Annotated in this window: 12 protein-coding genes; 4 read left to right on the top strand and 8 right to left on the bottom strand. The window is 57.9% G+C overall.

All coding sequences use genetic code 11. The features are described from left to right. Positions 1–53 precede the first annotated feature (53 nt). Positions 54–773: a hypothetical protein gene (locus ASD07_RS29725; RefSeq protein WP_057246450.1), complete on the top strand. Its 720-nt coding sequence runs from the start codon at positions 54–56 to the stop codon at positions 771–773. Here ASD07_RS29725 and ASD07_RS29720 read toward each other — a convergent pair. The 7 genes from ASD07_RS29720 to ASD07_RS29690 are packed head-to-tail and all read right to left on the bottom strand — an operon-like array spanning position 770 to position 7,994. After that, positions 770–1,747 (bottom strand): branched-chain amino acid ABC transporter permease, encoded by a 978-nt coding sequence (locus ASD07_RS29720; protein WP_055939479.1) that lies wholly within the window; start codon positions 1,745–1,747, stop codon positions 770–772. The two genes, ASD07_RS29725 and ASD07_RS29720, sit on opposite strands and share 4 nt — an antisense overlap. After that, entirely contained in the window at positions 1,748–2,632 is an 885-nt protein-coding gene (locus ASD07_RS29715; RefSeq protein ID WP_055939476.1) for a branched-chain amino acid ABC transporter permease, read from the bottom strand. Positions 2,633–2,637: 5 nt separating this feature from the next. After that, positions 2,638–3,843, bottom strand: coding sequence for an ABC transporter substrate-binding protein (locus ASD07_RS29710; RefSeq protein WP_055939474.1), 1,206 nt, complete (start codon positions 3,841–3,843; stop codon positions 2,638–2,640). A gap of 27 nt (positions 3,844–3,870) precedes the next feature. After that, on the bottom strand, positions 3,871–4,575 hold the full coding sequence (locus ASD07_RS29705; RefSeq protein WP_055939471.1) for an ABC transporter ATP-binding protein: 705 nt from the start codon (positions 4,573–4,575) through the stop codon (positions 3,871–3,873). Beyond that, positions 4,572–5,321: an ABC transporter ATP-binding protein gene (locus ASD07_RS29700; RefSeq protein ID WP_055939467.1), complete on the bottom strand. Its 750-nt coding sequence runs from the start codon at positions 5,319–5,321 to the stop codon at positions 4,572–4,574. The genes ASD07_RS29705 and ASD07_RS29700 overlap by 4 nt, the downstream gene beginning before the upstream one ends. A gap of 18 nt (positions 5,322–5,339) precedes the next feature. Beyond that, complete coding sequence (locus tag ASD07_RS29695) at positions 5,340–6,944, bottom strand: GMC family oxidoreductase (protein WP_055939464.1); 1,605 nt, start codon at positions 6,942–6,944, stop codon at positions 5,340–5,342. Positions 6,945–6,956: 12 nt separating this feature from the next. Then, the gene (locus ASD07_RS29690; RefSeq protein ID WP_055939461.1) at positions 6,957–7,994 is read right to left on the bottom strand and encodes a nitronate monooxygenase family protein; all 1,038 of its coding nucleotides are present in this window, start codon (positions 7,992–7,994) and stop codon (positions 6,957–6,959) included. Positions 7,995–8,298: 304 nt separating this feature from the next. Between ASD07_RS29690 and ASD07_RS29685 the strand changes: the two genes are divergently transcribed. Together ASD07_RS29685 and ASD07_RS29680 are read left to right on the top strand one after the other, a co-directional pair. Beyond that, positions 8,299–11,271, top strand: a complete 2,973-nt coding sequence (locus ASD07_RS29685) for an EAL domain-containing protein (RefSeq protein ID WP_156398227.1) — start codon at positions 8,299–8,301, stop codon at positions 11,269–11,271. Between the two features lie 226 nt (positions 11,272–11,497). Further along, positions 11,498–12,202, top strand: a complete 705-nt coding sequence (locus ASD07_RS29680) for a 5'-methylthioadenosine/adenosylhomocysteine nucleosidase (protein ID WP_055939455.1) — start codon at positions 11,498–11,500, stop codon at positions 12,200–12,202. On the opposite strand, the gene ASD07_RS29675 is transcribed toward ASD07_RS29680, so the two are convergent. Then, on the bottom strand, positions 12,195–12,650 hold the full coding sequence (locus ASD07_RS29675; protein WP_028103394.1) for an Lrp/AsnC ligand binding domain-containing protein: 456 nt from the start codon (positions 12,648–12,650) through the stop codon (positions 12,195–12,197). The two genes, ASD07_RS29680 and ASD07_RS29675, sit on opposite strands and share 8 nt — an antisense overlap. Before the next feature lie 212 nt (positions 12,651–12,862). On the opposite strand from ASD07_RS29675, the gene putA reads away from it, so the two are divergent. Then, positions 12,863–16,492, top strand: coding sequence for a trifunctional transcriptional regulator/proline dehydrogenase/L-glutamate gamma-semialdehyde dehydrogenase (gene putA, locus ASD07_RS29670; protein ID WP_055939454.1), 3,630 nt, complete (start codon positions 12,863–12,865; stop codon positions 16,490–16,492). The last annotated feature ends 76 nt before the right edge of the window (positions 16,493–16,568 follow it).

The following is a 16,568-nucleotide window of genomic DNA, read 5'->3' as shown; positions in this document are numbered from 1 at the left end:
ACCGTGACAAAGATATAATCCGCGTTCCCAAAAAAACTACGCGGATACTGCACATGGCCGTTCGGTCAGCCCTTCCATTTCTCATATTGCTGATGGCCGGACCAGCTGCCGCAGGCGATGGAATCGATGGGCGCTTTGGTCGCACCGAAGTTCGCTACATTGCCGCCAAACCGGCCGTCTTCCAGAATGGGCAGAAAGCACTCGCCCTCGACGACGCAAGCGAAGCCGCTATCCTGCGCCTGGTGCCTGAAGCTACAAAGGACTTCATCCTCCTCCGCTCCTGGAAGCCAGCACCGAAGTGCCCAGCCAGTTATCGCTTGCTAAGCATCCAAGCGAAGGCGCCGCTCCAATCCTCCCCGCCGTTTGGTGTGTGTGCTGACCTCGCGGGTATCAGCTTCGCTGGCCCCTATCCACTCCTTCACCTGCGCCAGTCTGCCCCAACGAAAATTACGCAGTTCACCTGGAAGGATGGGAAGATGTTCGAACTGCCGGCGATGACCGAGGCATGCTTCGCCAAGCACGAACACGCGGTCGAAATGAGCGGCCGGCAACTTCAGCAAGCTAGCTATGTGGCAGCCGGCGAAGGGCGGCTGCAATTCCATTCAGCACCAGATGAACGCTGCGGCATTGAAGGCATTTTCGTGGTTCCTGGCGACCGGCTCGAAGCGTCCCGCGTCAACGGCCGATACACGCTGGTCTTTTACCAGCATCCAAAGACCCCCAAAGTCGCTGCCGGTTGGGTCCACAGCGCACGGCTCAAGCCAGTGAATTAGGCTTGCTTGCGCCGCTTTCCTTGCAGGTAGAGGAACTCGCCAACGATCCCCTTGCGGAACAGCAGCACACAAGCGACGAAGATAAATCCAATCACCAGGCTGACCGCTTCGCCAAGCGTGGAGAACCACTCAATGCCGGTGGCCCCAGCCATCATGGTACCGAAGTCCCCAAGTTTGTTTTCCAGCGAAATGATCAGGATCGCACCGATGATCGGGCCAACCAGCGTGCCCATTCCGCCAACAAGCGTCATCAAGATGACCAGGCCAGACATCGCCCAATGCACATCGGTCAGCGTTTCAAAGCCCAGCACGATCGACTTGGTAGCCCCCGCGAGGGCAGCCAGCGAACCCGAAAGCACGAACGCCGCCAGCTTGTACTTGTCCACGTCATAGCCAAGCGAAATTGCCCGCGGCTCGTTCTCCTTGATCGCCTTCAGCACCTGGCCAAACGGCGAATGCACCGTGCGCATAATCAGCGCAAAGCCCGCAATGGAAATCGCCAGCACCACGTAGTACATGGTCAAGTCGCTACCCAAGTCCAGCACACCAAGCAGCTTGCCGCGCGGGACACCCTGCAAGCCATCTTCGCCGCCGGTGAAATCGGTGAAGCGCAGCGCAGCGAAATACACCATTTGCGCCAGTGCCAGCGTAATCATCGAAAAGTAAATTCCCTGGCGCCGAATCGCCAAGCCGCCCATCACCAATCCAATCGCGGCACCGGCCAGCACGCCAACCAGCAAACTCAGCTCAAACGCCAGTCCCCAGTTTTTCAAGGCGTTGCCGGCAAAGTAGCCCGCGGCGCCGAAGAAGGCCGCGTGGCCAAACGACAGCAAACCGGTAAAGCCAATCAACAGGTTGAACGCGCAGGCAAACAGCGCGAAACACAGAAGCTTCATCAGCAGCACGGGATAGCCGACAAACGGCGCGCCCAGCGCCAGCGCAAAAGCGATGGAATAGCCCAGCTTCTTGTTCATTTATCGTTCCTTGCCAAACAGGCCGGCGGGACGCAGCAATAAGATGATGACCATCACCAAAAATACGACGGTGTTGGCAAACTCCGGATAGAACACTTTCGTCAGCCCTTCGATCACGCCGAGCGCCAGGCCGGTCACGATCGAGCCCAGGATCGACCCCATGCCCCCGATCACCACAACGGCGAATACGACGATAATCAGGTTCGACCCCATCAAGGGTGTCACTTGCTGGATTGGAGCCGCCAGGACGCCTGCAAAGCCCGCCAAAGCGACACCGAAGCCATAGGTCAGGGTCACCATCAGCGGCACGTTGATTCCAAAGGCTTCCACCAGCTTCGGATTCTCGGTCCCGGCCCGCAGGTAGGCGCCAAGTTTGGTCTTCTCGATCACGAACCAGGTCGCCAGGCAAACCACCAGGGATGCCAGCACCACCCAGGCCCGGTAATTCGGCATCGCCATGAAGCCAAGGTCGGTCGCCCCCTGCAGGGCCTCCGGCGTCTCAAACGGCTGCCCAGAGACCCCGTAAAACGAGCGGAAACCACCTTCAACCAGCAGGGTCAGGCCGAATGTCAGCAGCAGCCCGTAAAGGTGATCGAGTTTGTACAGGCGCCGCAGCATCGTCCTCTCGATCACCACGCCCAATATGCCGACGATCAACGGCGCGAGAACCAGCATGCTCCAATAGCTCATGCCAAAGTAGGTCATGCCGATCCACGCGAGGAAGGCGCCCATCATGTACATGGCGCCGTGCGCGAAATTGATCACATTCAGCAGGCCGAAAATTACGGCAAGACCGAGCGACAGCATGGCGTAAAAAGAGCCGTTGACGAGCCCCAGCAAAAGCTGGGACATCATCATCGGAAGCGGACGGCCGAAGATCTCCATCTAGCTTACTTCCACAGGGCACACTTGGATTCGGCCTTGGACATATAGGCCTGGTTGCCAGGGATCGTCGCCGCAACCTTGTAGTAATCCCATGGATACTTGGATTCCGACTGCTTTTTGACCTCCATCAAATACATATCGTGCACCATGCGGCCATCAGGCCGGATCACGCCGTTGCTGGTGAATACGTCCTTGATGGTGGTCGATTTCAGCTTCGTCATCACCTTGTCCGCATCGTCGGTACCGATAGCCTTCACAGCGGCCAGGTATTGCGAGGCGGCGGAATAATCCCCCGCCTGCAGCATCGACGGCTCCTTCTTCATTTTCGCGAAATAGCGCTTCGACCAGGCGCGCGTGGTGTCGTTCATGTCCCAGTACCAGCCGTCCGTGAGGTACATGCCCGCGGTGGCGTTCAGGCCCAGCGAATGAATGTCGTTGATGAACACCAGCAAGCCAGCCATCTTCATCTTCTTCGACACGCCGAATTCATTGGACGCCTTGACCGAATTGATAAAGTCGCCGCCCGCATTCGCCAGGCCAAGCACCTGCGCACCTGAAGAAGACGCCTGCATCAGGAAGGACGAAAAGTCGGTGCCAGGGAAGGGGTGGCGCACATTGCCGATCACCTTGCCGCCGGACTTATTCACCACCTCAGTCGTGTCTTTCTCCAGCGAGTGGCCGAAGGCGTAATCGGCCGTCAGGAAATACCAGTTCTTGCCGCCCTGCTTGACCATCGTGGCGCCGGTGCCGCGCGCCAGCGCCACGGTGTCGTAAGCATAGTGCACGGTGTAGGGCGTGCATTCCTCGTTGGTCAGGCGCGACGAGCCGGCCCCAATCACCATGAACACTTTCTTCTTATCCGCGGCAATCTTCGCCATCGCCAGGTTAGCGCCGGAATTGGTGCCGCCCACCAGCATGTCAACGCCCTGCTGGTCGAACCATTCGCGCGCCTTGGATGCTGCAATATCGGCCTTGTTCTGGTGGTCGGCAAAAACGAACTCGATCTTCTTGCCATTGATCGCGCCGCCCGCATCGGCAATCGCCATCTTGATGGCTTCGGCGCCGCCCTGCCCGTCGATGTCTGAGTAGACACCCGACATATCGGTGATGAAGCCGATCTTGATGGTGTCGCCGGAAATCTGGGCGTGGGCGCTGCCCACCGGTCCAAATGCGCAAAGGGCTGCTGCAAAGGCAATGGCGTTGCGTTTCATAGTGTCTCCGTTTTCAGTTTTTGATATTCAAACGCCCAGCAGCTCGGTCAACACCGGCATGCGGGCATCCAATTCCGATGACGCAAAACTCTCAACAATCCGACCGTGTTCCATGACATAAAACCGATCCGCCAGCGGCGCCGCGAACCGGAAATTCTGCTCGACCATCACAATCGTGTATCCCTTGGCTTTCAGCGTGCGAATCATACGCGCCAAGCCTTGCACAATCACTGGCGCCAGCCCTTCGGAGATTTCGTCCAGCAGCAACAGGCGCGCACCAGTGCGCAGAATCCGCGCCACCGCCAGCATCTGCTGCTCGCCACCGGACAGGCGCGTACCCTGGCTGGCGCGGCGTTCCTTCAGGTTCGGGAACATCTCGTAGATTTCTTCAACCGACATGCCCTCCCCGGTTTTCAGCGCAGGAGGAAGCATCAGGTTTTCTTCGGTGGTCAGCGAAGAGAAAATGCCGCGCTCTTCGGGACAATAGCCGACTCCCAGATGGGCAATTTTGTGCGTCGACAAACCGATCGCTTCCTGGCCGTTGATCCGGATCGAACCCTTGCGGGTTCCGGTCAGCCCCATGATGGCGCGCAGCGTCGTTGTACGGCCGGCGCCGTTACGCCCAAGCAGCGTCACCACTTCGCCGTGGTTCACGTTCAGGTTTACGTCATGCAGGATGTGCGACTCGCCGTACCAGGCCTGGAGCTGGCTGATCTCCAGCGCCGCCGTCATGCTTCGGTCCCCATATAGGCTTCCATTACGTGAGGATTTTTCGATACCTCAGCATACGGCCCTTCAGCCAGCACTGCGCCGCGCTGCAGCACGGAGATCCGGTCGCAAATGCCGGAGACTACGTTCATATTGTGTTCGACCATGAGGATCGTGCGGCCGGCAGAAACCTTTTTGATCAACTCCGTCACCCGGTGCACGTCTTCGTGCCCCATGCCTTGGGTCGGTTCATCGAGCAGCATCAGTTCAGGCTCCATCGCCAGCGTGGTCGCAATCTCCAAAGCACGCTTGCGGCCATAAGGCATATCGACCGTCAGCGTATCGGCAAACGAAGCCAGGTCGACCTCAGCCAGCAACTCCATCGCGCGGCCATTCAACTGCTCCAGCGTTCGTTCGCTGCGCCAGAAATGGAAGGTTGTGCCGAGCTTGCGCTGCAAACCGATGCGCACATTTTCAAGCACGCTCAGGTGAGGGAAGACTGCAGAAATCTGGAACGAACGAATCACGCCCATGCGCGCAATCTGCGCCGGCTTGTACGAAGTGATGTCCTTGCCGTTAAAGAGGATCTGGCCCGAAGTCGGCACCAGGAATTTGGTCAACAAGTTAAAGCAGGTCGTCTTGCCGGCGCCGTTCGGGCCAATCAAGGCGTGGATATGCCCACGTTGGACTTGCAAGTCCACGTTGGCGACAGCGGTGAATCCCTTGAACTCCTTGGTCAAACTCTTTGTTTCCAAGATGAAGTCGGACATTGCGTCTCCCCGGTTTTGCTAGATCATACACAAAAGCGCTGCCTTTTCCGCAATCATGATTACCGGGGAATTCGTGTTACCTGAAGTGATGGTCGGCATCACCGAAGCGTCGGCAATGCGTAAACCGCGCACACCGCGAACCCGCAATTCGCTGTCAACCACGGCCGAAACGTCGTCCGTGCGGCCCATTTTGCAGGTGCCGACCGGGTGGAATATCGTGGTGCCGATGGAGCCCGCAGCCTCCGCCAACTCCTCGTCGGTGCGAAAATGCACACCGGGTCTGCATTCTTCCGGCCTGTATTTTGCCAGCGCCGGCGCCGCAACGATTTTGCGCGTGAGGTTCAATGCAGCCGCGGCGACGCGCCGGTCTTCATCGGTGCTCAAATACATCGGCGTGATTTTCGGCGGCGCATAAGAGTCGGCGGAAGCAATCCGCACATGGCCGCGCGAAGTCGGGCGCAAGTTGCAAACGCTGGCCGTGAAAGCAGGGAAGTCATGCAGAGGTTCTCCAAAGCGTTCCAGCGACAGCGGCTGCACATGGTATTGCAGGTTGGGTGTCGCCTGCTCCGGGCCCGAACGCGCAAAGGCGCCCATTTGCGATGGCGCCATCGACATAGGGCCGCTCTGGAACAACGCATACTCAAGCCCGATGCGGGCTTTGCCCAGCCAACTGGCCGCCAAAGTATTCAGCGTACGTGCTCCCTCCACCTTGAACACCATACGCAGCTGCAAATGGTCTTGCAGGTTCGCACCGACACCCGGTAAGTCGAGCACTGGCGTCACCCCTGCTTTCGCCAGCACATCCGCCGGGCCAATACCGGACAGCTGAAGGATTTGCGGCGTACCGATAGCGCCAGCTGCCAGCACTGTCTCGCGCCGCGCCTCGGCGCTCCAGCGGGTCCCGCCACCGGTGAAGATCACACCTTTGCAAACACCCTGCTCCAGCACCAGTTTCTCGACGTGGCAGCCTGTCATCAAGGTCAGGTTAGGGCGCCGCGCCGCCCTGCGCAAAAAGGCCTTGGCCGTGTTCCAGCGGATGCCGCGCTTCTGGTTCACCTCGAAATACGAACAACCGAAATTGTCACCCCGGTTGAAATCATCGACTTTCGGGATCCCGGATTCGGCGGCCGCGTCCCGGAAAGCGTCAAGGATGTCCCAGCGCAGGCGCTGCTTCTCAACGCGCCATTCACCACCGGCGCCATGAAAATCAGTAGCGCCGCCATGATGGTCTTCGCTCTTGCGAAACAACGGCAAGACTTCCGACCAGCGCCAGCTCGAATCACCGCACATCTCCGCCCATTTGTCGTAATCGCTGGCCTGTCCGCGCATGTAAATCATGCCATTGATGGAGGAACTGCCGCCAAGGACTTTACCGCGCGGATAAATCAGGCTGCGGCCGCCCAACCCCACATCTTCCTCTGTGCGGAAAAGCCAGTCGGTACGCGGGTTATTGATGCAGTGCAGATAGCCGACGGGGATGTGAATCCAGACGTAATCGTCCTTCCCTCCCGCCTCGATCAACAGTACTTCCACCTTCCGGTTTTCAGTCAGGCGGTTCGCGAGCACACAGCCCGCAGTCCCACCGCCCACAATAATGAAGTCAAACTGGCCTACAGATTCCAAGTGTTCTCCGGGTCAGGAATTATCGATTTCCGAAATAAGAGTTTCCATCAATTTTGCAGTCGGCATGGCGCGGCATTTAGCGACGCCCGTGCCCGCCCACAACGACATCAATTCGGCATCGCCACGCTTCGCCGCTTCAGCACGAATGCTGCCGGTCAGGGCGTTCTGGATTGGATAGGCCGGCACTTCGGCCTCGACCTCGGCCATCTGGCGCATGAAGCGGTTCTCGATTCCGCGTGCATAGCGCCCCGAAATGGCGCGCGTGAGCCGGGTGGGGTTGCCTTGCGCGGCCAGCAAGCGCTCTTTGTAGGCCGCCGGGATGCCTGACTCTTGCGTGACCAGGAAGGCAGTCCCCATTTGCACCGCAACTGCACCCAACGCCAGGCGCTCACGGATCTCTGCACCCGTCATGATATTTCCGGCGGAGATAACGGGAATCTTCACCGCCTGCAGCACGGCAGACAACAGCGGAATTGCCGCCAGCGTCGCAGCGGTTTGCTCGCCAATGAAGGTGCCGCGATGGCCGCCCGACTCCACGCCGGAAGCAACAACCGCATCAGCTCCGGCGGCCTGCCAGGCCAGCGCTTCTTCCACATTGGTAACCGTACCGATAACAAACATGCCCGCATCATGAAGGCGTTTTACCTGCGCGGCGCTAAGGATATCGAAGGTAAAGCTGGCGACGGCAGGCTTCAGCTCCAGCAAAAGCTCAAACTGCGCGGCGAAATCCTCACACCATTTAGCCGGCTTCGGCAGGTCCGGCCAGCCCAGCGAGCTCCAAATTGGCCGCAACAATCCAGCCCCGCGCTCCACTTCCTGCTGCGAAGGCGATGGCATTCCCTGCACGAAGCAATTCAGCATGAATGGTTTGGCGGTCAGGCGCCGGGTTTCGGCAACTTGAGCACGGATTGTCTCCTGCGAAATCATCGAAATACCGAACGATCCAAGCCCCCCGGCATTTGACACCGCCGCCACCATCGCCGGCGTATTGGCACCACCAGCCATCGGGCCCTGGATGATCGGAATGGGAAAAATCGCTTTCATGCTCATTTTTCACCCCTTTATAGCTGTGGATAACGCTATGAATATCCACAGGCATCATTTGTGAGTAAACAAGACTTCCCGAAAACCGCCGAAAATTGTCCAAAAACAGTTCTCTGTTCACGCAAGGTTTACGCGCCTGCTTATACAGCTCGTAAACCCCTGATTTTTCTTCGCAAGGTGCACTTATCCACAGAAAGTCGGGGTTGTTAACAACCATTACTACTTTGTATACACACTAATCTAACGTAAACACAACTCTCCACCTATACTGAACAAGCAAGTTGTTCCATGCAATTCGCCTGGAGGGCTCTTGTCGACCACCGACGCCTATCGACGCTTTCGCAGGCGTTTGCTCGTCACCATGACCATGCTCGCCCTGCTCGCCACGGCAGTCGTGGCCTGGCAGCTCGCCTCTTCCGCACGCGATCGCGAACAGGCCATCCGTCAGCAAACCCAACACTACGCACGAGCAATCGAAGCCCAAGTCCTTAGCTCGATCCAACTATCCGACATCGCATTGCTCGGCTTTGCCAACGCGATCAAGGTCGCTCCCTACACGCCACAGACCATTGACGGCCTGCTTTCTTCTCGCGGAGCCTCTTTCGGCAACAGTTTCTGGATAACCTTCCTTGATCCAAAAGGCTTTGCCACTGCCAGCTCGCGCGATATCGCTGTCAAGGGCATCAACTATGCTGACCGCGACTACTTCCGGGCCCAACTCAAACCCGGAACCGAACTGTTTGTCGGTGAACCGACCTATGGACGAATTTCAAAATCGCGGCTTCTTTTCCTGAGTCGCCGGGTTGAAGACGCTGAGGGCAAATTCCTCGGGGTGATCGTGGCTCCGGTTGACGCCAGTCGCCTTGCAGAAACCTTTGAGAACTCACGCCTCAGCGACGACGTCACGGTCACCCTGTTCCACACCAACGGACATATCGTTGCTCGCGCTCCCCTGTTCAGCGAAACCTTCAACCGCGATATTCACGATTCAAACGTCTACAAGGCCTTCGGCAGCAACCCGATCGGCACAATCGAGACGGTCAGCCCCATAGACAAAAAATCCCGCATCGCCAGCTACCGCAAACTACCAAACCTGCCCCTGGTAGTTACCGTCGGTAGCTCAAATGTCGGCTTAGCCCTGATTTCGCAGCGCCAATTACTCATCGCCGGCATCGCGCTGTTCCTGATCTTTACGCTGATCGTTGCTGCGATCATCTACGCCCTGCGTTCCTTTGCCGCGGCAGAAGACCGGGAAATCCGCTATCGCGCCCTCTACGCGACCTCGATGGAAACAGAAAAGAAACTGGCCAGCAGCGAACAACGCTTGCGCCTGATAGCGGACAACCTGCCAATCGTGATCGCCTACATGGACCGGGACGAGCATTACTCCTTCAAAAATCGCCGCTTTGCTGAAACTTACGGCAGTGGCGAAAGCCTGCAGCAAGCCCTGCCACCTGACCTTTACGCCGAAACCATGCCTCACCTGGAACGTGCCTTTGCCGGCGAAACGGTACATTTTGAGCGGGGCATGAAACGCAAAGACCAGGAATGCTGCGACGCCATCACCTACGTGCCCGATCGCGACGAACAAGGAAAAGTCCTTGGCCTGTTCGTCATGGCGGAAGACATCAGCGAGCGAAAGCGCCACGAAGAGACCAGCAAACTGGCCACCCTCATGTACGAGAATGCCAGCGAAGGCATGATGGTGACCGACGCGGAAGGCCGCATCTTGTCCGTGAATCCAGCTTTCTCCCAGATCAGCGGTTATGCCCCAGAAGAAGTCATCGGCCACCTTGCTTACGAGCTGACCTCGAGCCACCAGGACATCAAGTTTTACAGCCGCATGCGCCAGACCATCACCGACACCGGCCACTGGGAAGGAGAAATCTGGCACCAGCACAAGAACGGCGACCACTACCTGGTCTCGCTGCGCTTCAACACCGTCTTCGATAACAAGGGCAACCCGCTGCGCCACGTAGCCCTGTTCACCGATATCACGAAGAAGAAGGCGAGCGAGGAGGCAATCTGGAAGCAGGCCAACTTCGACACCCTCACCAGCTTGCCCAACCGGCGCATGTTCAATGACCGGCTGCGGCAGGACATCAAGAAAGCAGCACGCGACCATTTGCCAATGGCGCTGATCTTCATCGACCTGGATGGCTTCAAGACTGTCAACGATACGCTTGGCCACGACTTTGGCGACGTCTTGCTCAAACAAGTGGCGGAACGCCTCATGCAATGCGTGCGCAATACCGATACCGTGGCCCGCCTGGGAGGCGATGAATTTACCGTCATCCTCAGCGAGCTCAAAGAACCCGGTGACGTGGTCAGGATCGTCCAAGAAATCCTGCACAGCCTGGCCAGGCCATTCCAGCTCAAACATGAAATAGCCGATATCTCGGGCAGCGTCGGCATATCGCTATTCCCCGACGATGGTGACGATGCTGAAGTGCTTATTAAAAATGCAGACCAGGCCATGTACCTCGCCAAGCAGCAGGGCCGTAACCGCTTCAATTACTTCGCGCCCTTCATGCAGGAAGCCAGCCAGATGCGCATCGAACTGGCGAATGAGCTGCGCAGTGCCTTGAAAAACAATGAGTTACGCCTGCTGTTCCAGCCAATCAGCAACTTGGCCACAGGCAAAGTCGAAATGGCGGAGGCCTTGATTCGCTGGGAACACCCTCAACGAGGATTGCTCAAGCCAGCCGAATTCATCGGCGTCGCTGAAAATACCGGGGTCATTGCAGCGATCGGCGAATGGGTCTTCCAGGAAGCAGCAGCGATGGCAGCCAGATTTGGCAACGAGTTCAAGGTATGCGTGAACAAATCGGCTTGGCAGTTCCGCCATGAAGCGGTCGGCGTTGAGCATTGGCTGGAATTGCTGCGCGAGCAGGCCCTGTCCCCTTGCTCGATGGTGATCGAAGTCACCGAAGGCTTACTGCTCGAAGCAAACAGGGAAGTGGTGCACCGGATGCAGTCACTCAGGGACGCCAAGCTCCAGATTTCCCTGGACGACTTTGGCTATGGCTACTCGTCCCTGAACTTCCTGAAGCGATTCAAGATCGATTTCCTCAAACTGGACACCAGTTTCAGCGACAACCAGCTCCTTTGCGAAGCAATTGTCACCATGGCGCACAAGCTCGACATCAAAGTGATCGCAGAAAAGATCGAAAACAACGCCCAAATGGAAATATTGATGGCTGCAGGTTGTGATTTTGGCCAGGGATACCTGTTTGGAGAGCCAATTTCAGCTGAAAAACTGCATCGCCTGTTGATAAGTTGATGAATATCCACAGGATCGAATGTGCGTAAACACCATTTTCGAGTTCACGCACAAAAATTGTTCAGAACTCATCCGGTTTACACACAGTTCTTGTCCAGCCAGTTCTACAATTCGTAAACTTCTGATTCTGTGGATGTTAACAGCTTTATCCACAGACAGGCTCGCGTTTACTATCTACTACTATCCTTTCGTATACAACTTTAAATAAATAGAGGACAACTCGCGCATGCGTCTCGGGATCATCTCAGCCTTGGCAGAAGAACAGCAAGGTCTACTGGAAGCCATGGAGAGCCCCTACAAGCTCATCCACGGCAAGCGTGAGTACACAGCCGGAAAACTCTGGAAAATCGATTCTGTAGCTGTTTTATCGCGAATTGGGAAGGTTGCTGCAGCAGTGACAGCTGCAACACTTGTGGAGAAGTTCAACGTTACCCACATTATTTTTACCGGCGTTGCCGGTTCTGCAGACCTGGGGGTTCGAATTGGAGACGTCGTAGTCGCCGATTCCCTGGCTCAACACGATTTTGATGCCAGCCCCTTGTTCCCCCGCTTTGAAATCCCGCTAACCGGGCTCTCGCGCATGCCGACAGACCGTGAATTGAGCCTGAAGCTGAGCCTGGCTACGCGCCAATTCCTGCAAAACGACGCACAAGTGCATCGCGGCCTGATCGGCAGCGGAGATCAATTCATCAAGGACAGGCTCCACCTGGAAGCCCTGAAAGACGCACTGCCTGATTTATTGGCAGTGGAAATGGAAGGTGCAGCAGTCGCCCAGGTATGTCACGAACTGGGAGTACCGTTTGCCATCATGAGGACGATTTCCGACAACGCAAACGAAGAAGCGGCGACGGATTTCATGCACTTCGTGCAAACCGTCGCCGCTCGCTACGCCTTTGGCGTGATCCAGAATTTCTGCAAATCGCTTACTTGATGGGCAGTTTGGTAGTGTTTTTAACTTCTTCCATCACCGCATAGGTGTGCGTCTCACGCACACCCTTCTGCAGCAACGTTTTGCCAAGGAACTCACGGTAAGCCGCCATGTCTTTTACGCGAGCCTTGACCAGGTAGTCAAAACCGCCGGCAACCATATGGCATTCCAGCACTTCGGGAATCAGCTGCACGCTGTGCTTGAAAGCATCAAACACCTCCGGTGTCGTGCGATCCAGCACCACTTCGATGAACACCAGCAGCGAAACATCCAGTAGCTGCGGATTCAGCTGGGCCGTATAACCCATGATGTAGCCCGCTTCGTGCAACTTTCGCACTCGTTCCAGGCAGGCGGCAGGCGAAAGGTTCACTCGCGCAGCCAGTTCAACGTTGCTGATCCGGCCATCATTCTGCAACTCGGCCAGAATCTTCTTACTGATCTTGTCCAGCATTACATCCCCACTATTAATTTTATTCGGTCAAATTCTCTCACCAAAAACTATCTATTGCTAGCAATAAGTATTACCAGAATTAATCCGAGCGATTCCGCCGTACAATCGAATCATTAGTTGCACTGCACAACACGCCCGGGCAAACAGGGTTTGCCGGGCGTGTTTTCTTGTCAGCGTCCAGATTTTTTACATACCAGCCAATAGAGACATCCATGCACCTGAACACCACACCGTTCGCAGCACTTCAAGCGGAAATCCTGCGAGATCCGAGCCCGTTGCGCAGCGCCATCACTGCTGCGTACCGCCGTGACGAACAAACTGCGGTGCAATGGCTCCTGTCGCAGATTAACGTCGGTTCGCCGGAAACTACGCAAGATGCACAATCCTTGGCTAAGCGGCTGGTGACCTCCGTTCGTGAAAAACGCACGCGTTCTTCCGGTGTGGATGCCCTGATGCATCAATTCTCGCTGTCGTCCGAAGAAGGCATCGCCCTGATGTGCCTGGCCGAAGCACTGCTGCGTATTCCAGACTCTGCAACCGCTGACCGCCTGATCGCCGACAAGATTTCCAAAGGCGACTGGCGCAAGCATTTGGGCGAATCGCCTTCCCTGTTCGTGAATGCAGCGACCTGGGGCTTGCTGATTACGGGCAAGCTGGTCAGCTCTTCCAGCGAAGAAGGCCTCGGATCGGCCATTACCAGCATAATTGCCAAAGGTGGCGAGCCCCTGATTCGCAAAGGCGTCGACCTGGCAATGCGTATGCTGGGCAACCAGTTCGTCACCGGCCAGACCATCGACGAAGCAATCAAGAACGGCAAGGACAACGAAGCACGCGGCTATCGCTACTCCTACGACATGCTGGGCGAAGCAGCACTGACCGAAGTTGATGCTGCCTACTACTACGCCGCATACGAGAAAGCGATCCACGCGATCGGCAAGGCCTCGAATGGCCGCGGCATCCGCAATGGCCCTGGCATTTCCGTCAAGTTATCAGCCTTGCATCCACGTTACAGCCGCGCCCAGCGCGACCGCGTGATGTCCGAACTGCTGCCGCGCCTGACCGCGCTGGTCAAGCTCGCCAAGCGCTATGACATCGGCCTGAATATCGACGCCGAAGAAGCTGATCGCCTGGAACTGTCGCTCGACCTGATGGAGGCAATGGCCTTCAATCCGGAACTGGAAGGCTTCGACGGCATTGGCTTCGTGGTACAGGCCTACCAGAAACGCTGCCCGTTCGTAATCGACTACCTGGTCGACCTGGCAAAGCGCAGCGGCCGCAAATTCATGGTGCGCCTGGTGAAAGGCGCCTACTGGGATGCTGAAATCAAACGCGCTCAGGTTGACGGCATGCCTGGCTATCCGGTCTACACCCGCAAGGTCTATACCGACGTGTCCTACCTCGCGTGCGCACAGCGCCTGCTGGCAGCGACCGACGTCATTTACGCGCAATTCGCAACCCACAACGCTCAAACCCTCTCCACGATCTACACCTGGGCCAAGCGTGACGGCATCTCAGGTTACGAATTCCAGTGCCTGCACGGCATGGGCGAAACCCTGTATGACCAGGTCGTAGGCGCAGAAAACCTGGACAAGGCATGCCGCATCTACGCCCCGGTAGGCTCGCACGAAACCCTGCTGGCTTACCTGGTACGCCGCCTGCTGGAAAACGGCGCCAACTCCTCGTTCGTGAACCAGATCGTCGACGAAAGCATCCCGGTCGGCTCCCTGATCACCAACCCGATTGAAGCCGCACACAACCTGAATGGCGTGCCGCACTCCAGCATCGCCCTGCCGCTGGACATGTTCGGCACAGAGCGCAAAAACTCCGCCGGTATCGACCTCTCGAACGAAGACGTGTTGCGCGAAGTATCGCTCGCGCTGGCCCAACCTCGCAGCTGGACTGCAGGCCCACTGCTGGCGGTGAAAGCCAGCGCCGGCCAGGCATCCCAGCCGGTCATCAACCCGGCCCGCAAGGACGATATCGTAGGCTCCGTGACCGAATCGACTGCAGATGACGTCAACAACGCCCTGAACGCCGCCAGCCAATTCGCCATGGACTGGCAAACCACCGAACCATCGCAACGCGCCGCCTGCCTGGATCGCGCCGCCGACCTGTTCGAGGTCCACAAACTCGAGCTGATGGCCCTGGCCGTGCGCGAAGCCGGCAAATCGCTGCCGAACGCGATCGCCGAAGTGCGCGAAGCGGTCGACTTCCTGCGCTACTACGCCGTACAGGTGCGCGGCTCCACCAATACGCTGGCACTGGGCCCTGTCACCTGCATCAGCCCATGGAACTTCCCACTGGCCATCTTCACCGGCCAGGCCGCAGCCGCACTGGCCGCCGGCAACGTGGTGCTGGCAAAACCAGCAGAACAAACTCCGCTGATCGCCCAACGCGCAGTCGAACTGCTGCACGAAGCCGGGGTACCGCGCGCAGCCTTGCAATTCCTGCCAGGCCGCGGCGAAGTGGTTGGCGCAGGCCTGTGCAACGACTCGCGCGTCAAAGGCGTGATCTTCACCGGCTCCACCGAAGTAGCGCAACTGATCAACCGCACCCTCGCCAAGCGCGCCGCTGCTGAAAATGTAGACATCCCGCTGATCGCAGAAACCGGCGGCCAGAATGCGATGATCGTCGACTCCTCCTCGCTGCCGGAACAAGTGGTGGGCGATGCAATTTCGTCCGCCTTCGACAGCGCCGGCCAACGCTGCTCCGCCCTGCGCGTACTGTTCCTGCAAGAAGACATCGCCGACAAGACCATCAAGATGCTCAAAGGCGCGATGAAGGAACTGCGTATCGGCTCACCGGACCGCCTGGTAACCGACATCGGTCCTGTGATCGACAAGGAAGCGCAGCAAAACCTGCTGTCGCACATCGACAAAGTACGCGCCCACGCCAAGGACAGCTTCTCGCTGGAAGTTCCGGATGCCGATGCAGGTACTTTCGTGCCGCCGACCGTGCTGGAAATCCGCTCCCTGTCCGAACTGACCAAGGAAGTGTTCGGCCCGGTGATGCACGTGATCCGCTACAAGCGTCCCGAGCTGCCGAAAGTGATTCAACAGATCAACGCCAGCGGTTTCGGCCTGACCCTGGGTGTGCATTCGCGTATCGATGAAACCATCGACTACATCGCCTCCAGCGCGCACGTCGGCAACATCTACGTGAACCGCAATATCGTCGGTGCGGTGGTGGGCGTGCAGCCGTTTGGCGGAGAAGGCAAGTCCGGCACCGGCCCGAAAGCCGGCGGCCCGCTGTACCTCAAGCGCCTGCAGCGCGGCGCCGTCGCCCTGGACCGCCACGAGCGCAAAGGCGTACCGGCAATCGACTCGCTGGCCGCATGGGCCAAGGCACAAGGCAAAGCGCGCCTGGTAGCGCATATCGAAAGCTATGCACGCACCACGCCGGTAGGCTGCCTGACCGCCCTTCCAGGCCCGACTGGCGAGCGCAACACGCTGGCTTACGTCCCACGCGGCCATATCGCCTGCTTCGCAACGCATCCTGAAGTGCTGCTGAACCAGGTCGCAGCCGCCCTGTCGACCGGCAACCGCGCACTGGTAGTTGATGGTTCCTTGCCGGCAGAGCTGCCAGCCGAGGTAAAAGCCGCGATCCAGACGATAGCCGCAGCCGACCTGGCTAAATCCGACTTCCAGATCGCACTGGTCGAATCCAGCCTCAGCGCCAAGTTGCGCCCGGAACTGGCCGCCCGCGACGGCGCGATTGTGTCGGTCATCGACACAACGGAAGAAGGCGACATCCCCCTCTGGCGCCTGGTGGCCGAACGCGCCCTGTGCGTCAACACCACCGCCGCCGGCGGCAACGCCAGCCTGATGACCCTCGACGCCTAACTACGGCTGACCTCGTGTCACACCATGGGGTCACACCCCAAGTGTGACACGGGCCCGGCCGTTTGATTTTAGTCAG

The sequence above is a fragment of the Duganella sp. Root336D2 genome (assembly GCF_001425005.1).
Taxonomy (GTDB): domain Bacteria; phylum Pseudomonadota; class Gammaproteobacteria; order Burkholderiales; family Burkholderiaceae_D; genus Rugamonas.
Note: the sequence above shows the minus strand (reverse complement) of the source record. Positions and strands in the feature narration are given on the sequence as shown.